This is a genomic window from Micromonospora sp. GCM10011541 (genome assembly GCF_042650725.1).
Taxonomy (GTDB): Bacteria; Actinomycetota; Actinomycetes; order Mycobacteriales; family Micromonosporaceae; genus Micromonospora; species Micromonospora sicca.
Genome location: NZ_JBHSBP010000055.1, coordinates 81,684 through 94,870 on the forward strand (window position 1 = coordinate 81,684; position 13,187 = coordinate 94,870).

The 13,187-nt window shown below is 72.9% G+C and carries 15 protein-coding genes; 10 read left to right on the forward strand and 5 right to left on the reverse strand.

What is annotated here, in order from left to right:
* The first annotated feature begins 133 nt into the window (after positions 1–133).
* On the forward strand, positions 134–1,231 hold the full coding sequence (locus ACFOYX_RS22465) for a branched-chain amino acid aminotransferase (RefSeq protein ID WP_322441633.1): 1,098 nt from the start codon (positions 134–136) through the stop codon (positions 1,229–1,231).
* 388 nt (positions 1,232–1,619) lie between these two features.
* Here ACFOYX_RS22465 and ACFOYX_RS22470 read toward each other — a convergent pair whose 3' ends face one another.
* The 4 genes from ACFOYX_RS22470 to ACFOYX_RS22485 all read right to left on the reverse strand — a co-directional run bounded on the left by ACFOYX_RS22470 (position 1,620) and on the right by ACFOYX_RS22485 (position 4,064).
* Positions 1,620–2,393, reverse strand: coding sequence for a tyrosine-protein phosphatase (locus tag ACFOYX_RS22470; RefSeq protein ID WP_322441632.1), 774 nt, complete (start codon positions 2,391–2,393; stop codon positions 1,620–1,622).
* A 24-nt stretch (positions 2,394–2,417) separates the two neighbouring features.
* A complete protein-coding gene (locus ACFOYX_RS22475; protein WP_322441631.1) occupies positions 2,418–2,876 on the reverse strand; it encodes a PRC-barrel domain-containing protein in 459 nt (152 codons plus the stop codon).
* Positions 2,877–2,971: 95 nt separating this feature from the next.
* Complete coding sequence (locus ACFOYX_RS22480) at positions 2,972–3,502, reverse strand: carboxymuconolactone decarboxylase family protein (RefSeq protein ID WP_322441630.1); 531 nt, start codon at positions 3,500–3,502, stop codon at positions 2,972–2,974.
* A gap of 1 nt (position 3,503) precedes the next feature.
* Positions 3,504–4,064 carry a peroxiredoxin gene (locus tag ACFOYX_RS22485; protein ID WP_322441629.1) on the reverse strand — a complete coding sequence of 187 codons (561 nt, stop codon included), beginning with the start codon at positions 4,062–4,064 and terminating at the stop codon, positions 3,504–3,506.
* A 363-nt stretch (positions 4,065–4,427) separates the two neighbouring features.
* On the opposite strand from ACFOYX_RS22485, the gene cimA reads away from it, so the two are divergent.
* Positions 4,428–6,008, forward strand: a complete 1,581-nt coding sequence (cimA, locus tag ACFOYX_RS22490) for a citramalate synthase (RefSeq protein ID WP_322441628.1) — start codon at positions 4,428–4,430, stop codon at positions 6,006–6,008.
* Between the two features lie 6 nt (positions 6,009–6,014).
* Here cimA and ACFOYX_RS22495 read toward each other — a convergent pair whose 3' ends face one another.
* Positions 6,015–7,007: an endonuclease/exonuclease/phosphatase family protein gene (locus tag ACFOYX_RS22495; RefSeq protein ID WP_377534330.1), complete on the reverse strand. Its 993-nt coding sequence runs from the start codon at positions 7,005–7,007 to the stop codon at positions 6,015–6,017.
* A gap of 370 nt (positions 7,008–7,377) precedes the next feature.
* Between ACFOYX_RS22495 and ACFOYX_RS22500 the strand changes: the two genes are divergently transcribed.
* From ACFOYX_RS22500 to ACFOYX_RS22535, 8 genes are all read left to right on the forward strand, one after another.
* On the forward strand, positions 7,378–7,917 hold the full coding sequence (locus ACFOYX_RS22500) for a hypothetical protein (protein ID WP_109799880.1): 540 nt from the start codon (positions 7,378–7,380) through the stop codon (positions 7,915–7,917).
* A gap of 187 nt (positions 7,918–8,104) precedes the next feature.
* Positions 8,105–9,154 carry a MoxR family ATPase gene (locus ACFOYX_RS22505; protein ID WP_322441627.1) on the forward strand — a complete coding sequence of 350 codons (1,050 nt, stop codon included), beginning with the start codon at positions 8,105–8,107 and terminating at the stop codon, positions 9,152–9,154.
* Complete coding sequence (locus ACFOYX_RS22510) at positions 9,151–10,158, forward strand: DUF58 domain-containing protein (RefSeq protein ID WP_322441626.1); 1,008 nt, start codon at positions 9,151–9,153, stop codon at positions 10,156–10,158. The genes ACFOYX_RS22505 and ACFOYX_RS22510 overlap by 4 nt, the downstream gene beginning before the upstream one ends.
* Positions 10,155–11,114, forward strand: coding sequence for a VWA domain-containing protein (locus tag ACFOYX_RS22515; protein ID WP_109799883.1), 960 nt, complete (start codon positions 10,155–10,157; stop codon positions 11,112–11,114). The genes ACFOYX_RS22510 and ACFOYX_RS22515 overlap by 4 nt, the downstream gene beginning before the upstream one ends.
* A 55-nt stretch (positions 11,115–11,169) precedes the next feature.
* Positions 11,170–12,027, forward strand: coding sequence for a trypsin-like peptidase domain-containing protein (locus tag ACFOYX_RS22520; RefSeq protein ID WP_322441625.1), 858 nt, complete (start codon positions 11,170–11,172; stop codon positions 12,025–12,027).
* A gap of 113 nt (positions 12,028–12,140) precedes the next feature.
* Positions 12,141–12,443: a hypothetical protein gene (locus ACFOYX_RS22525; RefSeq protein ID WP_322441624.1), complete on the forward strand. Its 303-nt coding sequence runs from the start codon at positions 12,141–12,143 to the stop codon at positions 12,441–12,443.
* A 9-nt stretch (positions 12,444–12,452) separates the two neighbouring features.
* The gene (gene arfB, locus ACFOYX_RS22530) at positions 12,453–12,878 is read left to right on the forward strand and encodes an alternative ribosome rescue aminoacyl-tRNA hydrolase ArfB (RefSeq protein WP_322441623.1); all 426 of its coding nucleotides are present in this window, start codon (positions 12,453–12,455) and stop codon (positions 12,876–12,878) included.
* A gap of 97 nt (positions 12,879–12,975) precedes the next feature.
* Positions 12,976–13,182, forward strand: coding sequence for a hypothetical protein (locus ACFOYX_RS22535; protein ID WP_322441622.1), 207 nt, complete (start codon positions 12,976–12,978; stop codon positions 13,180–13,182).
* Positions 13,183–13,187: the final 5 nt, after the last annotated feature.

The window sequence follows — 13,187 nt, forward strand, 5'->3', positions numbered from 1 at the left end:
ATCGTTCTCGCCATTCGGCACGCTCGATCTGCCGGGGCGGAGCTATCCGCTGAACGACCGTTCGGGGTAAGTTTCTGGCACGAGATCCGGCGTGCGGTCCCGCATGTCGTCAAGCCGCAGGGAGGTCAGCGCGATGAGCGGTGGTGACAAGCTCGATTTCGAGATCCGTCCGAATCCCGCGCCGGTATCCGCCGCCGATCGGGCCGCCCTGCTGGCCAACCCGGGCTTCGGCCGGGTCTTCACCGACCACATGGTGACGATCCGGTACGCCGACGGGAAGGGCTGGTACGACGCCCGGGTCGAGGCGCGGGCCCCGATCCCGATGGATCCGGCGAGCGCGGTGCTGCACTACGCGCAGGAGATCTTCGAGGGGCTGAAGGCGTACCGGACGGCCGAGGGCGCGGTGACGATGTTCCGCCCGGAGGCCAACGCCGCCCGCTTCGCCGCCTCGGCCCAGCGGCTGGCGATGCCGGAGCTGCCGCGGGAGACCTTCGTGGAGTCGCTGCGCCGGCTGGTGCAGATCGACCAGGAGTGGATCCCGGAGCACGAGGACGCCAGCCTCTACCTGCGGCCGTTCATGTTCGCCAGCGAGGTCTTCCTCGGCGTCCGGCCGGCCAACGAGTACCTCTACGTGGTCATCGCCTCGCCCGCCGGGGCGTACTTCTCCGGCGGGGTCAAGCCGATCACGGTCTGGGTCTCCCCGGACTACACCCGGGCCGCCCCGGGCGGCACCGGGGCCGCGAAGTGCGGCGGCAACTACGCGGCCTCGCTGGTCGCGCAGGCGGAGGCGATCGAGGCGGGCTGCGACCAGGTGGTCTTCCTGGACGCGGTCGAGCGCCGGTTCATCGACGAACTGGGCGGCATGAACGTCTTCTTCGTCTACGACGACAACACCCTGGTCACGCCGCCGCTGACCGGCACCATCCTGCCGGGCATCACCCGGGACGCGATCCTCACCCTGGCCGCCGCAGCCGGACACCGGATCGAGGAGCGGCCGATCAGCTTCGCCGACTGGCAGGCCGACGCGGCCAGCGGGCGGCTGCGCGAGGTCTTCGCCTGCGGCACGGCCGCCGTGATCACCCCGATCGGCCAGGTGCGCTTCCCCGACGGCGAGTTCCTCGTCGGCGGCGGGGAGCCGGGTCGGTCCACCATGGCGCTGCGGCAGCAGCTGGTGGACATCCAGCGCGGCCGGGTCGAGGACCCGTACGGCTGGGTGCAGCGGGTGCTCTGACCGGTCCCGCCGATCCGGCCCGGAATCCTTCCGCAACGGCCGGAGGCGCGTCGGCCGCTGCGGTGTGGTTGGCGACGGGGGCCGCGGGGTTGCCGGGGTGTCCCTGTGAAGCTGATGACGCAGACGATTCACCGGCTCGGCACCGTCGCCCCTCGCTCCCGCCTCCGCCCGCAAGCGCCGGCCCGCCCACGCGGTGAATCGTCTGCGTCATCAGCTCCATAGTGGGTACCGACACCACCTTCCGCGCGGGCGTCGGCTGTTTCCGGGCCGTCCGCCCATCGGTCGGGCGGTGATGTGGGGCCTGTCCGACCGGCCGGGCGGGTGGGCGGGGCGAGTCCGGCACCCGCACGGGCGGGGGCAGGGCCGGTCGCCGGTGCGGCGTCGGGATTCAGTCGAGCAGGTGGTCGCGGAGCGCGGCGAGCTGCCCGTCGGTCACCCCGGCGTGGCGCAGGTAGCCCTCGGCCGAGCCGTACCCCGCGCGCAGTTCCGCGAGGAAGAGCGTCATCGCCTCGGCGGGGGAGGCGAGGAACGGCGGTGGCAGTTCCTCGGCCGCCGAGGTGGTGGCGGCGACCCAGGCGCTGAACCGTGCCGACGCCTCGGTGCTCAGCGCGTAGTCGGTGGCGATGTCGGCCTCGGCGACCCCGAGCACGGCGAGGGTGAGGGCGCAGACGAGGCCGGTCCGGTCCTTGCCGGCGACGCAGTGCACCACCACCGGCGCGTTGGCGCTGTCGGCGATCAGGCCGACCGCCTCGGCCAGCCCGGCGGTGCCGGTCTCGGCCAGGTCGGCGTACCGGTCGGCCAGGTAGCGGGCCAGGCTCTGCGCCGGGTCGTACCGGATCTCGGCCCAGTCCCGGTGCTCCGGGTGGATGTGCCGGTAGGTGAGCCCCTCGTACGCGGGCACCCGGCCGTCCCGCTGCACCTCGGCCGGGCGGCGCAGGTCGATGACGGTCCGGATGCCGAGGGCGGTGAACGCCTCCCGGTCGGTCTCGTCGATCCGGTGCAGGGAGTCGGAACGGTAGAGCCGGCCCCGGCGGACGGTACGCCCGTCGTGGCCGGTGTGTCCGCCGACGTCGCGGAAGTTGAAGAGGGCGGGAAACGGGCTCCGGCTGGTCTCGGTGGTATCCACCCTGACACGGTAATGGCCGGTGGGGCATCGCCCCACCGGCCATCGGTGCAGGTTCTTCCGTTACCGGGCGGTACCCGGCGGGATCGACGAGTACGTGTCGTCGTAGTAACCGCCGAGCTTGTCCCGGTAAGCCGGATCCGTGCCGAAGCTCTCGTCATACTCGGGCGCGGCCTTGATCTGGTCCTTGCTCCGGTCGACGTAGACCTTCTGCTCGTCGTGGTCGACGTGGTTGACGGTGCCGGCAGGCAGCAGGACCTTCTTGCCGAAGATCCACGGCCCGGTGTCGACCACGAGGTAACTGGAGTTCACCTCGTGGCTGGCCCGGTCCACCTTGCCGATGCCGCCGTCGCTCGCCTCCACCTTGTAGCCCACCAGGTCCGCGCCGGTCACCCCGGCCTCGTCCCGGTAGCTCCACGGATCGAAGCGCCCGGCGGGCGTGCCGCCCGCGAAAGCGCCGTCGCCACCGTAGGTGAGCGGGTCCGGCGTCCCGTGGGTCGTTCGAGGGTCTAGCCGGTCCATGGCTTTCACTCCTCTTCTCGACTTTCTCGGGGGATGTTGCCCTGTCGGGGTGGTTTCCTACCCGGTGTGGCGATCCATACACCACCTTGCCCGAATCAGCTCAGCGCGCCCTCCGCGTCGAGGGCCACCGCGGCGGCGTGCACGACGGCGGCGATCCGCAGCCCCTCGTGCACCTGCTCCCGGGTGAACCCGGTGCCACGCAGGGTCTTCTCGTGCGACTCAAGGCAGACGCCGCAGCCGGTGATCGCCGAGACGGCGAGGCACCAGAGCTCGAAGTCGGCCTTCTCCACCCCAGGCCGGGCGATGATCTGCATCCGCAGCCGGGCCGGCATCGAGGCGTACTGCTCGTCGCCGATCAGGTGCTTGGCCCGGTAGTAGACGTTGTTCATCGCCATGATCGTGGCCGCGCCCTTGGCCGCCTCGATCGCCTCCGGCTTGAGCTGGGTGGCCGCCTCCGCGGCGATCTCCCGCAGCACCACCGGGTTGCGGGCCGCCACCGCACAGGCCAGGGCGGTGCCCCAGGCCTGCAACGGGGTCAGCGTCGAGGTGCCGATGGTGGAGCCGAGGTTGAGCTTGATGTCCTTGGCGTACTCGGGCAGGGCCGCCTTGACCGCGTCCAGGCCCATGTCAGGCCCCGGCGCCGGCGAGCAGCGCGTTGGCGTCGAGGGTGACGCCGCCCTTGTTCCAGTTGCACGGGCAGAGCTCGTCGGTCTGCAGCGCGTCGAGCACCCGCAGCACCTCGGAGACGTTCCGGCCGACCGAGCCGGCGGTCACCATGGCGAACTGGATCTCGTTGTCCGGGTCGACGATGAAGGTGGCGCGCTGGGCGACGCCGTCCTCGCCGAGCACGCCGCAGTCGGCGGTCAGCTCGCGCTTGATGTCGCTGAGCATCGGGAAGGGCAGCTCGCGCAGGTCCGGGTGGTCCTTGCGCCAGGCGTAGTGGACGAACTCGTTGTCCACCGAGACGCCGAGCACCTGGGCGTCCCGGTCGGCGAACTCGTCGTTGAGGCGGCCGAACTCGGCGATCTCCGTCGGGCAGATGAAGGTGAAGTCCTTCGGCCAGAAGAAGACCACCCGCCACTTGCCCTCGTGGGACTTGTGGTTGATCGTCTCGAACGCCTTGTCCGCGTCGAGCGACACGCAGGCGGTGAGTTCGTACTCGGGGAAGCGGTCACCGACGGTGAGCACGGGTCCTCCTTGGCAGCGGCTTGTCAGCGGCGCGAAGCCGGTAACTGGATCAGTTCCAGATACTTCCGCAGCGATGTTTCCGCCTGGTGGCGGCCGGGTGACTTGTGAAGTTGATCACGAGGGGCCGGTTCGCCGCCGCTTCCGGCCACCGATCCGGTGCGGCCACCCAGCGTCACCATCCCGACATGTGGATTGTGCCTCCCAAAACCGAGGTCGGGGTGGCAAAGTAGTGACCGTGACCAGCTCCGTCCTGATTATTGGCAGCTAGCGCGCCGGCTTTCCCTCTCGCCGAGCGCGCAGACCTCCCGCATCCCGCGGGGGGTCTTTTTGTTGCTACCGCCGTGGTTCGAGACGAGGACTTCCATGACCTTCCAGGTGTACGACACGACGCTGCGCGACGGCGCGCAGCGCGAGGGGCTCAGCTACTCGGTGGTCGACAAGCTGGCGGTGGCCCGCCTGCTCGACGACTTCGGGGTCGGCTTCATCGAGGGCGGCTGGCCGGGCGCAGTGCCGAAGGACACCGAGTTCTTCCGCCGGGCCCGCACCGAGCTGGAACTGCGGCACGCGATCCTGGTCGCCTTCGGCGCCACCCGCAAGGCCGGCGTCGCCGTCGCCGCCGACCCGCAGGTGCGCGGCCTGCTGGACGCGCAGACCCCGGCGGTCGCCCTGGTGGCGAAGGCGGACCTGCGGCACGTCGAGCGGGCGCTGCGCACGACGGCCGCCGAGAACCTCGCGATGATCCACGACACGGTCACCCACCTGGCGGCCGGGGGGCGCCGGGTCTTCGTCGACGGTGAGCACTTCTTCGACGGTTACCGGCACGACCCGGCGTACACCGCCGCGGTGGTGGAGACGGCGCTGGCCGCGGGGGCGGAGCGGTTCGTGCTCTGCGACACCAACGGCGGGATGCTGCCGTCCCAGATCACGGCGGCCATCGCCGACGTGACGGCGCGCACCGGGCTCGCCCCGGAGCTGCTCGGCATCCACTGCCAGAACGACACCGCCTGCGCGGTGGCCAACACCATCGCCGCCGTCGAGGCCGGGGTCCGGCACTTCCAGGGCACCGCCAACGGGTACGGCGAGCGTCCCGGCAACGCCGACATCTTCGCGGTCGTCGCCAACCTCCAGCTCAAGCTCGGGCTGCCCGTCCTCCCGGACGGTTGCCTGGAACAGATGGTGCGGGTCTCGCACGCCATCGCCGAGATCGCCAACATCGCCCCCGACACCCACCAGGCGTACGCCGGGGCCGCGGCCTTCGCCCACAAGGCGGGGCTGCACGCGAGCGCGATCAAGGTCGACCCGTTGCTCTACAACCACGTGGACCCGTCGGTGGTGGGCAACGACATGCGGATCCTGGTGACCGAGATGGCCGGCCGGGCCAGCGTCGAGCTCAAGAGCCGCGAGCTGGGCCTGGACCTGGCCGGCCATCCGGAGGCGCTGACGTCGGTGACCAAGCGGGTCAAGGAGCTGGAGGCGGGCGGCTGGTCGTTCGAGGCGGCCGACGCCTCGTTCGAGCTGCTGGTCCGCTCGGAGCTGCCGGACCGGGCCGCGCCGCGGCCGTTCGCCCTGGAGTCCTACCGGGTGCTCGTCGAGCACCGGGAGGACGGCGCGGTCGTCTCCGAGGCGACGGTCAAGATCCGGGTACGCGGCGAGCGGGTGATCGCCACCGCCGAGGGGAACGGCCCGGTCAACGCCCTGGACGAGGCGCTGCGGGTCGGGCTGGCCCGGCACTACCCGGAGCTGCGCGAGTTCGAGCTGGCCGACTACAAGGTGCGCATCCTGGAGGGCAGCCACGGCACCGGCGCGGTGACCCGGGTGCTGGTGGAGACCGCCGGTGCCGGCCGCGACTGGACCACGGTGGGCGTGCACCCCAACGTGGTCGAGGCGTCCTGGCACGCCCTCGTCGACGCGCTCACCTACGGCCTCGACCGCACCCGGGTGTGACGCCGGTCAGGTGGCGGGCAGCCGGAGTTCGGCGAGGACGGCGCGGTGGTCGCTGCCGGGGAGGGCGTGCACGGTGACCGACCGGACGGCGATCCGGCGGTCGGCAAGGACGTGGTCGATGGCGACCGGCGGGATCGGGTCACCGTCGTAGGGGCCCCAGGTGCCGGCCAGGCCGGCGCCGGCCTGATCGGCGGCGTCGACGTACCCGGTGCGGATCAGGTCGCGGAGCGGGGCGTGGTCGAGGGTGGCGTTGAAGTCCCCGGCCAGGATGCTCAGCCTCCCGTTCGGGGTGGCTGGCGGCTGCGCCCGCAGGTCGGTCCACCAGTCCGGGAGCACGTCGACCGCGTACGGGGCGGCCGGGTGCGCTGACTCGACCCGGAGCGGCGGCGCACCCGGCAGCGTGAGGGTCCCGTACGCCTGGCTGAAGTAGAAGCCCTGGTTGCGGCGCACCCCCGCCTCGCTGATCGGGAAGCGCGCGTAGAGGCCCGAGCCGGTGGTGCCCACCTCGGGGTTGAGCTGCCGGTAGGGCAGCAGTTCGGCCAGCCCCAGCCGGTCCAGCTCGGCGGCGATCCCCGGGGTGAACTCCTGCACGGCCAGCACGTCCACCCGGCGCGAGCGGACCAGGTCGACCAGGGTGCGCGGGTCGGCGCCGCCCTTGAGCAGGTTGGCGGTGAGCAGCCGCAGGGTGGGTCCGCCGACGGCCGGCTGCCCGGAGGCGAACGCGCGGGGCGTCACCGCACCGACCAGCGCCACCGCCGCGACGGCCGCGACGACCGCGGGCCAGCGGCGCCGCAGGGCGAGCGCCAGCACGAGCGGGACCAGCGTCCCGACGGCGACGTACGGGGTGAAGGCGACCGCCTGTACCAGCGGTCCCCGTTCCAGTCCGGCGAGTCGGAGCACCGCCCAGGCCGCCCCGGGCCCGGCGCCCAGCCAGCAGGCCGCGGTCGCCGCCCGCCGGCCCCGCCAGTCGAGCCGCCGCTGACGCGTCCCCGTGGTCACCGCGTCCACCGTACCGGTCGACGCGCCACCGCGGGCCCCGCAACCGGTCCCCGGACAATTTCGTGAATGGGCCGGCCCTCATCTTTCGCAATTTCCGGGAGTTCTGGAAATTGCGCGACACGGCAAACGAGCTATTGACCACCCACTTTTTACGGTGCTACCTTCCACCTGGTTGAGGCGCCACAACTCTCCGTAGTAAGACCAGCTCAACCCGGGTGCGAAATGTTGAGTGGTCAACATCCAAGGTGCGTGGGCAAGCGGATTCCCCGATGATCTGCTTTTTGTCGCGCCCGGTTCTCATGCGGTAATCAACCGGCCTGCGGCACGCGGGTCGGCCGTATCACCACGGTCACAAAAGGGAGACCTGTCCATGACCACATTCCTCAGACGCAAGGCGACGGCGGCAGCGCTCGGCGTCCTGACCCTCACCCTGGCCGGCGGGGGCATCGCCGCGGCGGCCCAGCCGGCGGCGAAGGCCCCGGTCGAGGTCGCCCAGCCCGGCGCCCGGCAGCCCGGCGCCCAGCCGCCGGTCACCGCCGCCCAGGCCCGCGCGGACCGGGCGGCGATGAAGGCGACCCTCGCCCCGCCGGCCCCCGGCACGATCGCCTGGGCCGTGGTGCGGTCCGACGGCGTGCTGCTGCAGCATTCCGGCAACGTCACCGGCGCCTTCCGGTTCCACTGCTGCAACGCGGGTGAGTACCGGGGCCAGTACCAGGTCACGCTCGACTACGACGTGCACCTCAAGGCCCACTCGGCCACCATCGGGACCAACGATCAGCTGAACGTCCCGCCCGGTGGCGAGATCTCCGTCGCCCCGCGGACCCTGACGCCCAACGCCGTCTTCGTCCAGACCCGCAGCTCGTCCGGCGCCTTCGCGGACCGGCCGTTCCACATCGTCATCGCCAACTGAGCGACGCCGAAGGTACTGGCCTCCGCTGCGGCGGGGGCCAGTGCCGTCTGGGCCCACCTGCGTCGGCCCGTACCGCCCGCGCCGTTGCGGACCGCTCGGGGGAGTTGTCCCGATCCGGGCGACAAAGGGTCCTTGAGGGGCTGATAATCCGACGTTTGCCGTACCGCCGGCACGGGAAGCAAGCACCGTGACGGACATCTCGGACACCCTGGCCAGCGTGCCCAGCCCGGTCGATGCCGACGCGAGCGGCGTCGAGCTGGAACAGACCCTCTTCGAGGTCAAACGCGTGATCGTCGGGCAGGATCGACTCGTCGAACGCCTGCTGACGGCCCTGATCGCCGAGGGGCACTGCCTCCTGGAGGGAGTGCCCGGCGTCGCGAAGACGCTCGCTGCCCAGACCCTCGCCCGGGTCGTCGGGGGCAGCTTCTCCCGAATCCAGTTCACCCCCGACCTGGTCCCCTCGGACATCGTCGGCACCCGCATCTACCGCGCCTCCACCGAGACCTTCGACGTCGAGCTCGGCCCGATCATGGCCAACATGGTCCTCGCCGACGAGATCAACCGGGCTCCGGCGAAGGTGCAGTCGGCGCTGCTGGAGGCGATGGCCGAGCGGCAGGTCTCGATCGGCGGGCGGAGCTGGCCGGTGCCCGACCCGTTCCTGGTGCTCGCCACCCAGAACCCGATCGAGTCGGAGGGCGTCTACCAGCTCCCCGAGGCGCAGCGCGACCGGTTCCTGATGAAGGTCGTCGTCGACTACCCGAGCGAGGCCGACGAGCTGGCCATCCTCTACCGGATGAGCGCCGACCGGCCCACGCCCCGGCAGGTGCTCGACCCGGCCCGGCTGCGCGAGTTGCAGCGGCGCGCCGGCCACGTCTTCGTGCACCACGCGCTGGCCGAGTACGTGGTCCGGCTCATCCTGGCCACCCGGGACCCCGGCCGGTTCGGGCTGCCCGAGCTCGCACCGCTGCTCGCGTACGGGGCGAGTCCGCGCGCCACCCTCGGCCTGGTCGCCGCGGCCCGGGCCCAGGCGCTGCTGCGCGGCCGGGAGTACGTGCTGCCGGACGACGTCCGGGAGTTGGCGGTGGACGTGCTCGCGCACCGGCTGGTGCTCTCCTTCGACGCGGTGGCGGACGGGGTCTCCGCGGAGGCGGTGGTGCGCCGGCTGATCGAGGCGGTGCCGCCGCCCCGGGTCGCCACCGGTCACCACGAGGTGGCGCCCGACCTGGCGGCGGCATGAGGCGCCGCCCCCTCCCGCCCGGGCCGGCGGAACCCGGTCTGGCCGACCTCGCTCCCGACCAGCGGCTGCGCCGGCTGGAACTGACCGTCACCCGCCGGCTCGACGGGCTGCTGCACGGACAGCACCGTGGCCTGCTGCCCGGGCCGGGCAGCGAGATCGCGGGCAGCCGGGAGTACCGCCCCGGGGAGGACGAGGTACGCCGGATGGACTGGGCGGTCACCGCCCGCACCACCGTCCCGCACGTCCGCGTGGTCGACGCCGACCGGGAGCTGACCACCTGGCTGCTGGTGGACGCCAGTCCCAGCATGGAGTACGGCACCGCGGCGCTGGACAAGCGGGAACTCGCGGTGGCCGCCGTCGCGGCCGTCGGCTTCCTCACCGCCGGCGTCGGCAACCGCCTCGGCGCGCAGGTGCTCGGCCCGGACGGCCTGCGCCGGTTCCCGCCCCGCAGCGGTCGTACCCACCTGCTCGCGCTGCTCCGCGCGCTGCTGGCCGCCCCACGGGCCGGCGGGTACGACGAGGAGACGGCGCCGCTCGTGCCGCCGACGCTCATCGACGGGCTCGACGGGGTGCAGCGGGTGGCGAACCGGCGCGGCCTGGTCGTGGTGGTCTCCGACTTCCTCGACGGACTGCCCGACGACCCGGCCGACGCCCCGCCGTGGGAGGCGGCCCTGCGCCGGCTGGCCGTCCGGCACCAGGTGCTCGCCGTCGAGGTGACCGACCCGCGCGAGCTGGAGCTGCCGGACGTGGGCCTGATCAGCCTGGTCGACCCGGAGACCGGCCGGCGGCGCGAGGTGTGGACCGGCGACCGGGCCCTGCGGCAGCGGTACGCCGAGGCCGCCGCCGCCCAGCGCGACCAGGTACGCCACGCGCTGCGCCGGTCCGGGGCGACCCACCTGGCGCTGCGTACCGACCGGGACTGGAGCGCCGACATCGTCCGGCACGTGCACGCCCAGCGTCGGCTGGTCGCCGCGCCGGCCGCCGCCCGGGGAGGTGCCGCGTGACCTGGCAGTCGCCCGCCCGGCTCTGGCTGCTGCTCGGCGTGCTCGCCCTGGTGGTGGGCTACCTGGTGATGCAGCGCCGGCGCAGCCGGTACGCCGTCCGCTTCACCAACCTGCGGCTGCTGGACCGGGTCGCGCCGCAGCGGCCGGCCTGGCGCCGGCACGTCCCGGCGGGGCTCTTCCTCGCCATGCTGGCGCTGCTGGTGGTCGGTTTCGCCCGGCCCAGTGCCGAGGTGCGGGTGCCCCGGGAACGGGCCACCGTGATGGTCGCGGTGGACGTGTCCACCTCGATGCTCGCCAACGACGTCGACCCCGACCGGCTGAGCGCGGCGAAGCAGGCCGCCCGGCGCTTCGTCGACGGCCTGCCGGACGAGTTCAACGTGGGGCTGGTGGCCTTCGCCGGCAGCGCGGCGGTGCTGGTGCCGCCGAGCACCGACCGGGAGGCGCTGCACGAGGGGATCGAGCGGTTGAACGAGGGGATCACCGGGGTCCAGGGCACCGCGATCGGGGAGGCGATCAGCACCTCGCTGGGGGCGGTCAAGAGCCTGGACAGCACTGCGGCCAAGGATCCCCCGCCGGCCCGGATCATCCTGCTCTCCGACGGGGCGAACACCTCCGGCATGGACCCGATGGAGGCGGCCGCGCAGGCGGTCGTGGTCAAGGTTCCGGTGCACACCATCTCGTTCGGCACCCCGTCCGGCTCGGTCGACCGGGGCGGCCGGGCCATCCAGGTGCCGGTCGACGGGCAGACCCTCAAGGCCGTCGCCCAGGAGACCGGCGGCGGATTCCACGAGGCGTCCACCAACGCCGAGCTGCGGGCCGTCTACGAGGACATCGGCACCTCGGTCGGCTACCGCAAGGAGCGGCAGGACATCTCCGCCCGCTTCATCGGCCTGGGACTGGTCTTCGCCATGGGGGCCGCGGCCGGATCGTTGCGGTGGTTCTCGCGCCTGCCCTGACCGCGGCACGGACACGTGCTGACCGCAAGCCGCACGACACGTGAGGAGCGCACGGATGGCAGTGCAGACCGGACTGGGGGAGCCACGCGGTCCCTGGTTCATCTCGCCGGACCTCGACCCGGACGGGCGCGCCCGCTGGGACGTACCGGGATCGGACCGGAACCCGGGGCGGCGCCGGCCCGGCCGGTGGCTGACGGCGCTGGCGGTGGTGGCCCTGTCCAGCATCTCCGGCGCGGCGGCGGGCGGATGGGTCGCCGGCCGGGACGCGCCCGGGCCCGCCGCGGCCTCGGCGGCGCCGGTCCCGGCGGAGCTGGTGACCGCCGCCCAGAAGACGGTGCCGGGGGTGGTCTCGGTGATGGCCGGCGGGGCCTCGGGGTCGTCCGCGAGCGGCTCCGGCTTCGCGATCGACGACCAGCAGCACATCGTCACCAACGACCACATCCTGGCCCGGGGCGGCGGGGGACCGGTGACGGTGGAGTTGCCGGACGGCCGGCGGTTCAGCGCCGAGGTCATCGGGCGGGAGCCGGGCAGCGACCTGGCCGTGCTGAAGGTGCCCGCGTCGGCGGGGCTGGCGCCGCTGCCGCTGGCGAAGCCGAACTCCGTCCGGGTCGGCGAGCCGGTGCTCGCGGTGGGTTCCCCGTTGGGGCTGGCGGGCACGGTGACCGCCGGCATCGTCAGCGCGCTGAACCGGCAGGTGCGGATCGGTTCGGGCCGGCACACCGCGGTGCAGACCGACGCGTCGATCAACCCTGGGAACTCGGGGGGACCGCTGGTCAACGCCCGGGGTGAGGTGGTCGGGGTGAACACGGCCATCGCCACCATCGACGGCAACGGCTCGATCGGCATCGGGTTCGCCATCCCGATCGACCAGGTCCAGCAGACCGCCGACACCATCATCGGCCGGGGCGGCTGACCGGCCGCGCGGCCCGGGCCCACGGTGCATACCGGATCGGGAGAACTGTCGGATATCCGGCCTGGGACCATCGGGCCATGGAAATATTACACTGAGTATGGATACTGGCGTGGGTGGAGCAAGCTGTCATCGCGGCCCTCCTCCTCGTGGGCCTGTTGATCGGATGCGGAGTCGGCGCGGCGTACGCCCGCGCGAAGCGCGGCTGGACGGACTACCGGACCATCAGGAACTCGGTGCCGGGCGCCCGACGTACCGCCTGGCTGGCGGTCCGCGCGGTCGTCACCAAGGTGGGCGTGATCGTGCTGCTGCTGGTCGGCGCGGCGGCGTACGCGGCCACGAACTCGGACCACGAGCGGGCCGGCCCGGCGTCCACACCGACCGTCACCCCCGCCCCGACCCGCACCGCGGGACGTTAGCCTCGGGGCATGGACGACGGACTGCGGGTGACCGACCGGCTGGTGGTCCCCGGTGCCGAGCTCCGGGAGCGGTTCTCCCGCTCCTCCGGCCCGGGCGGGCAGGGCGTCAACACCACCGACTCGCGGGTGGAGCTCAGTTTCGACGTGGCGGCCTCGCCCAGCCTGCCCGAGTCGTTGCGCGACCGCGCGCTGGAGCGGCTGGCGAGCCGGCTGGTCGACGGCGTGCTGACCGTCGCCGCCAGCGAGCACCGCGCGCAGCTGGCGAACCGGGAGGCGGCCCGGGAGCGGATGGCCGCGCTGTTGCGGGAGGCGATCGCCCCGCCGCCGAAGCCGCGCCGGCCGACCCGCCCGTCGCGCGGCGCCAAGGAGCGGCGACTGGCCGAGAAGAAGCGCCGGTCCCAGCGCAAACGCGACCGCCGCGTCGACGGCGACTGACCGGAAGACCGCGTGCGGGTGGCCCCCGACAGCCCGCCGACAATTTCGCCGCGGGCCCGTCGACCTCTCCGTCAAGCCCACCCTGACCGGCGAACGTGTGCTGCTGCGGCCGTTCGTCGACGACGACCTGGCCGACCGGCTCGACCTGGCGGTGGTCGACGCGGACCGGGCCGGCCGGACCGTGCTCCAGGCCACCGCCCGGTTCCACCACCCGGCGTACGCCGCGGAGTGGGCCGACCCGGCCGTCGACGACGACCTCACCGCGGTGATCGACGTGCTGGTGCGCGGGCTCGGGGCGCGCTGAGCCGC

Excerpts from the sequence above, each read along its gene's own strand:
- ACFOYX_RS22465 (WP_322441633.1), top strand. The coding sequence starts at position 134 with ATGAGCGGTGGTGACAAGCTCGATTTCGAGATCCGTCCGAATCCCGCG.
- ACFOYX_RS22475 (WP_322441631.1), bottom strand. The coding sequence starts at position 2,876 with ATGGACCGGCTAGACCCTCGAACGACCCACGGGACGCCGGACCCGCTC.
- ACFOYX_RS22480 (WP_322441630.1), bottom strand. The coding sequence starts at position 3,502 with ATGGGCCTGGACGCGGTCAAGGCGGCCCTGCCCGAGTACGCCAAGGAC.
- cimA (WP_322441628.1), top strand. The coding sequence starts at position 4,428 with ATGACCTTCCAGGTGTACGACACGACGCTGCGCGACGGCGCGCAGCGC.
- ACFOYX_RS22500 (WP_109799880.1), top strand. The coding sequence starts at position 7,378 with ATGACCACATTCCTCAGACGCAAGGCGACGGCGGCAGCGCTCGGCGTC.
- ACFOYX_RS22510 (WP_322441626.1), top strand. The coding sequence starts at position 9,151 with ATGAGGCGCCGCCCCCTCCCGCCCGGGCCGGCGGAACCCGGTCTGGCC.
- ACFOYX_RS22520 (WP_322441625.1), top strand. The coding sequence starts at position 11,170 with ATGGCAGTGCAGACCGGACTGGGGGAGCCACGCGGTCCCTGGTTCATC.
- arfB (WP_322441623.1), top strand. The coding sequence starts at position 12,453 with ATGGACGACGGACTGCGGGTGACCGACCGGCTGGTGGTCCCCGGTGCC.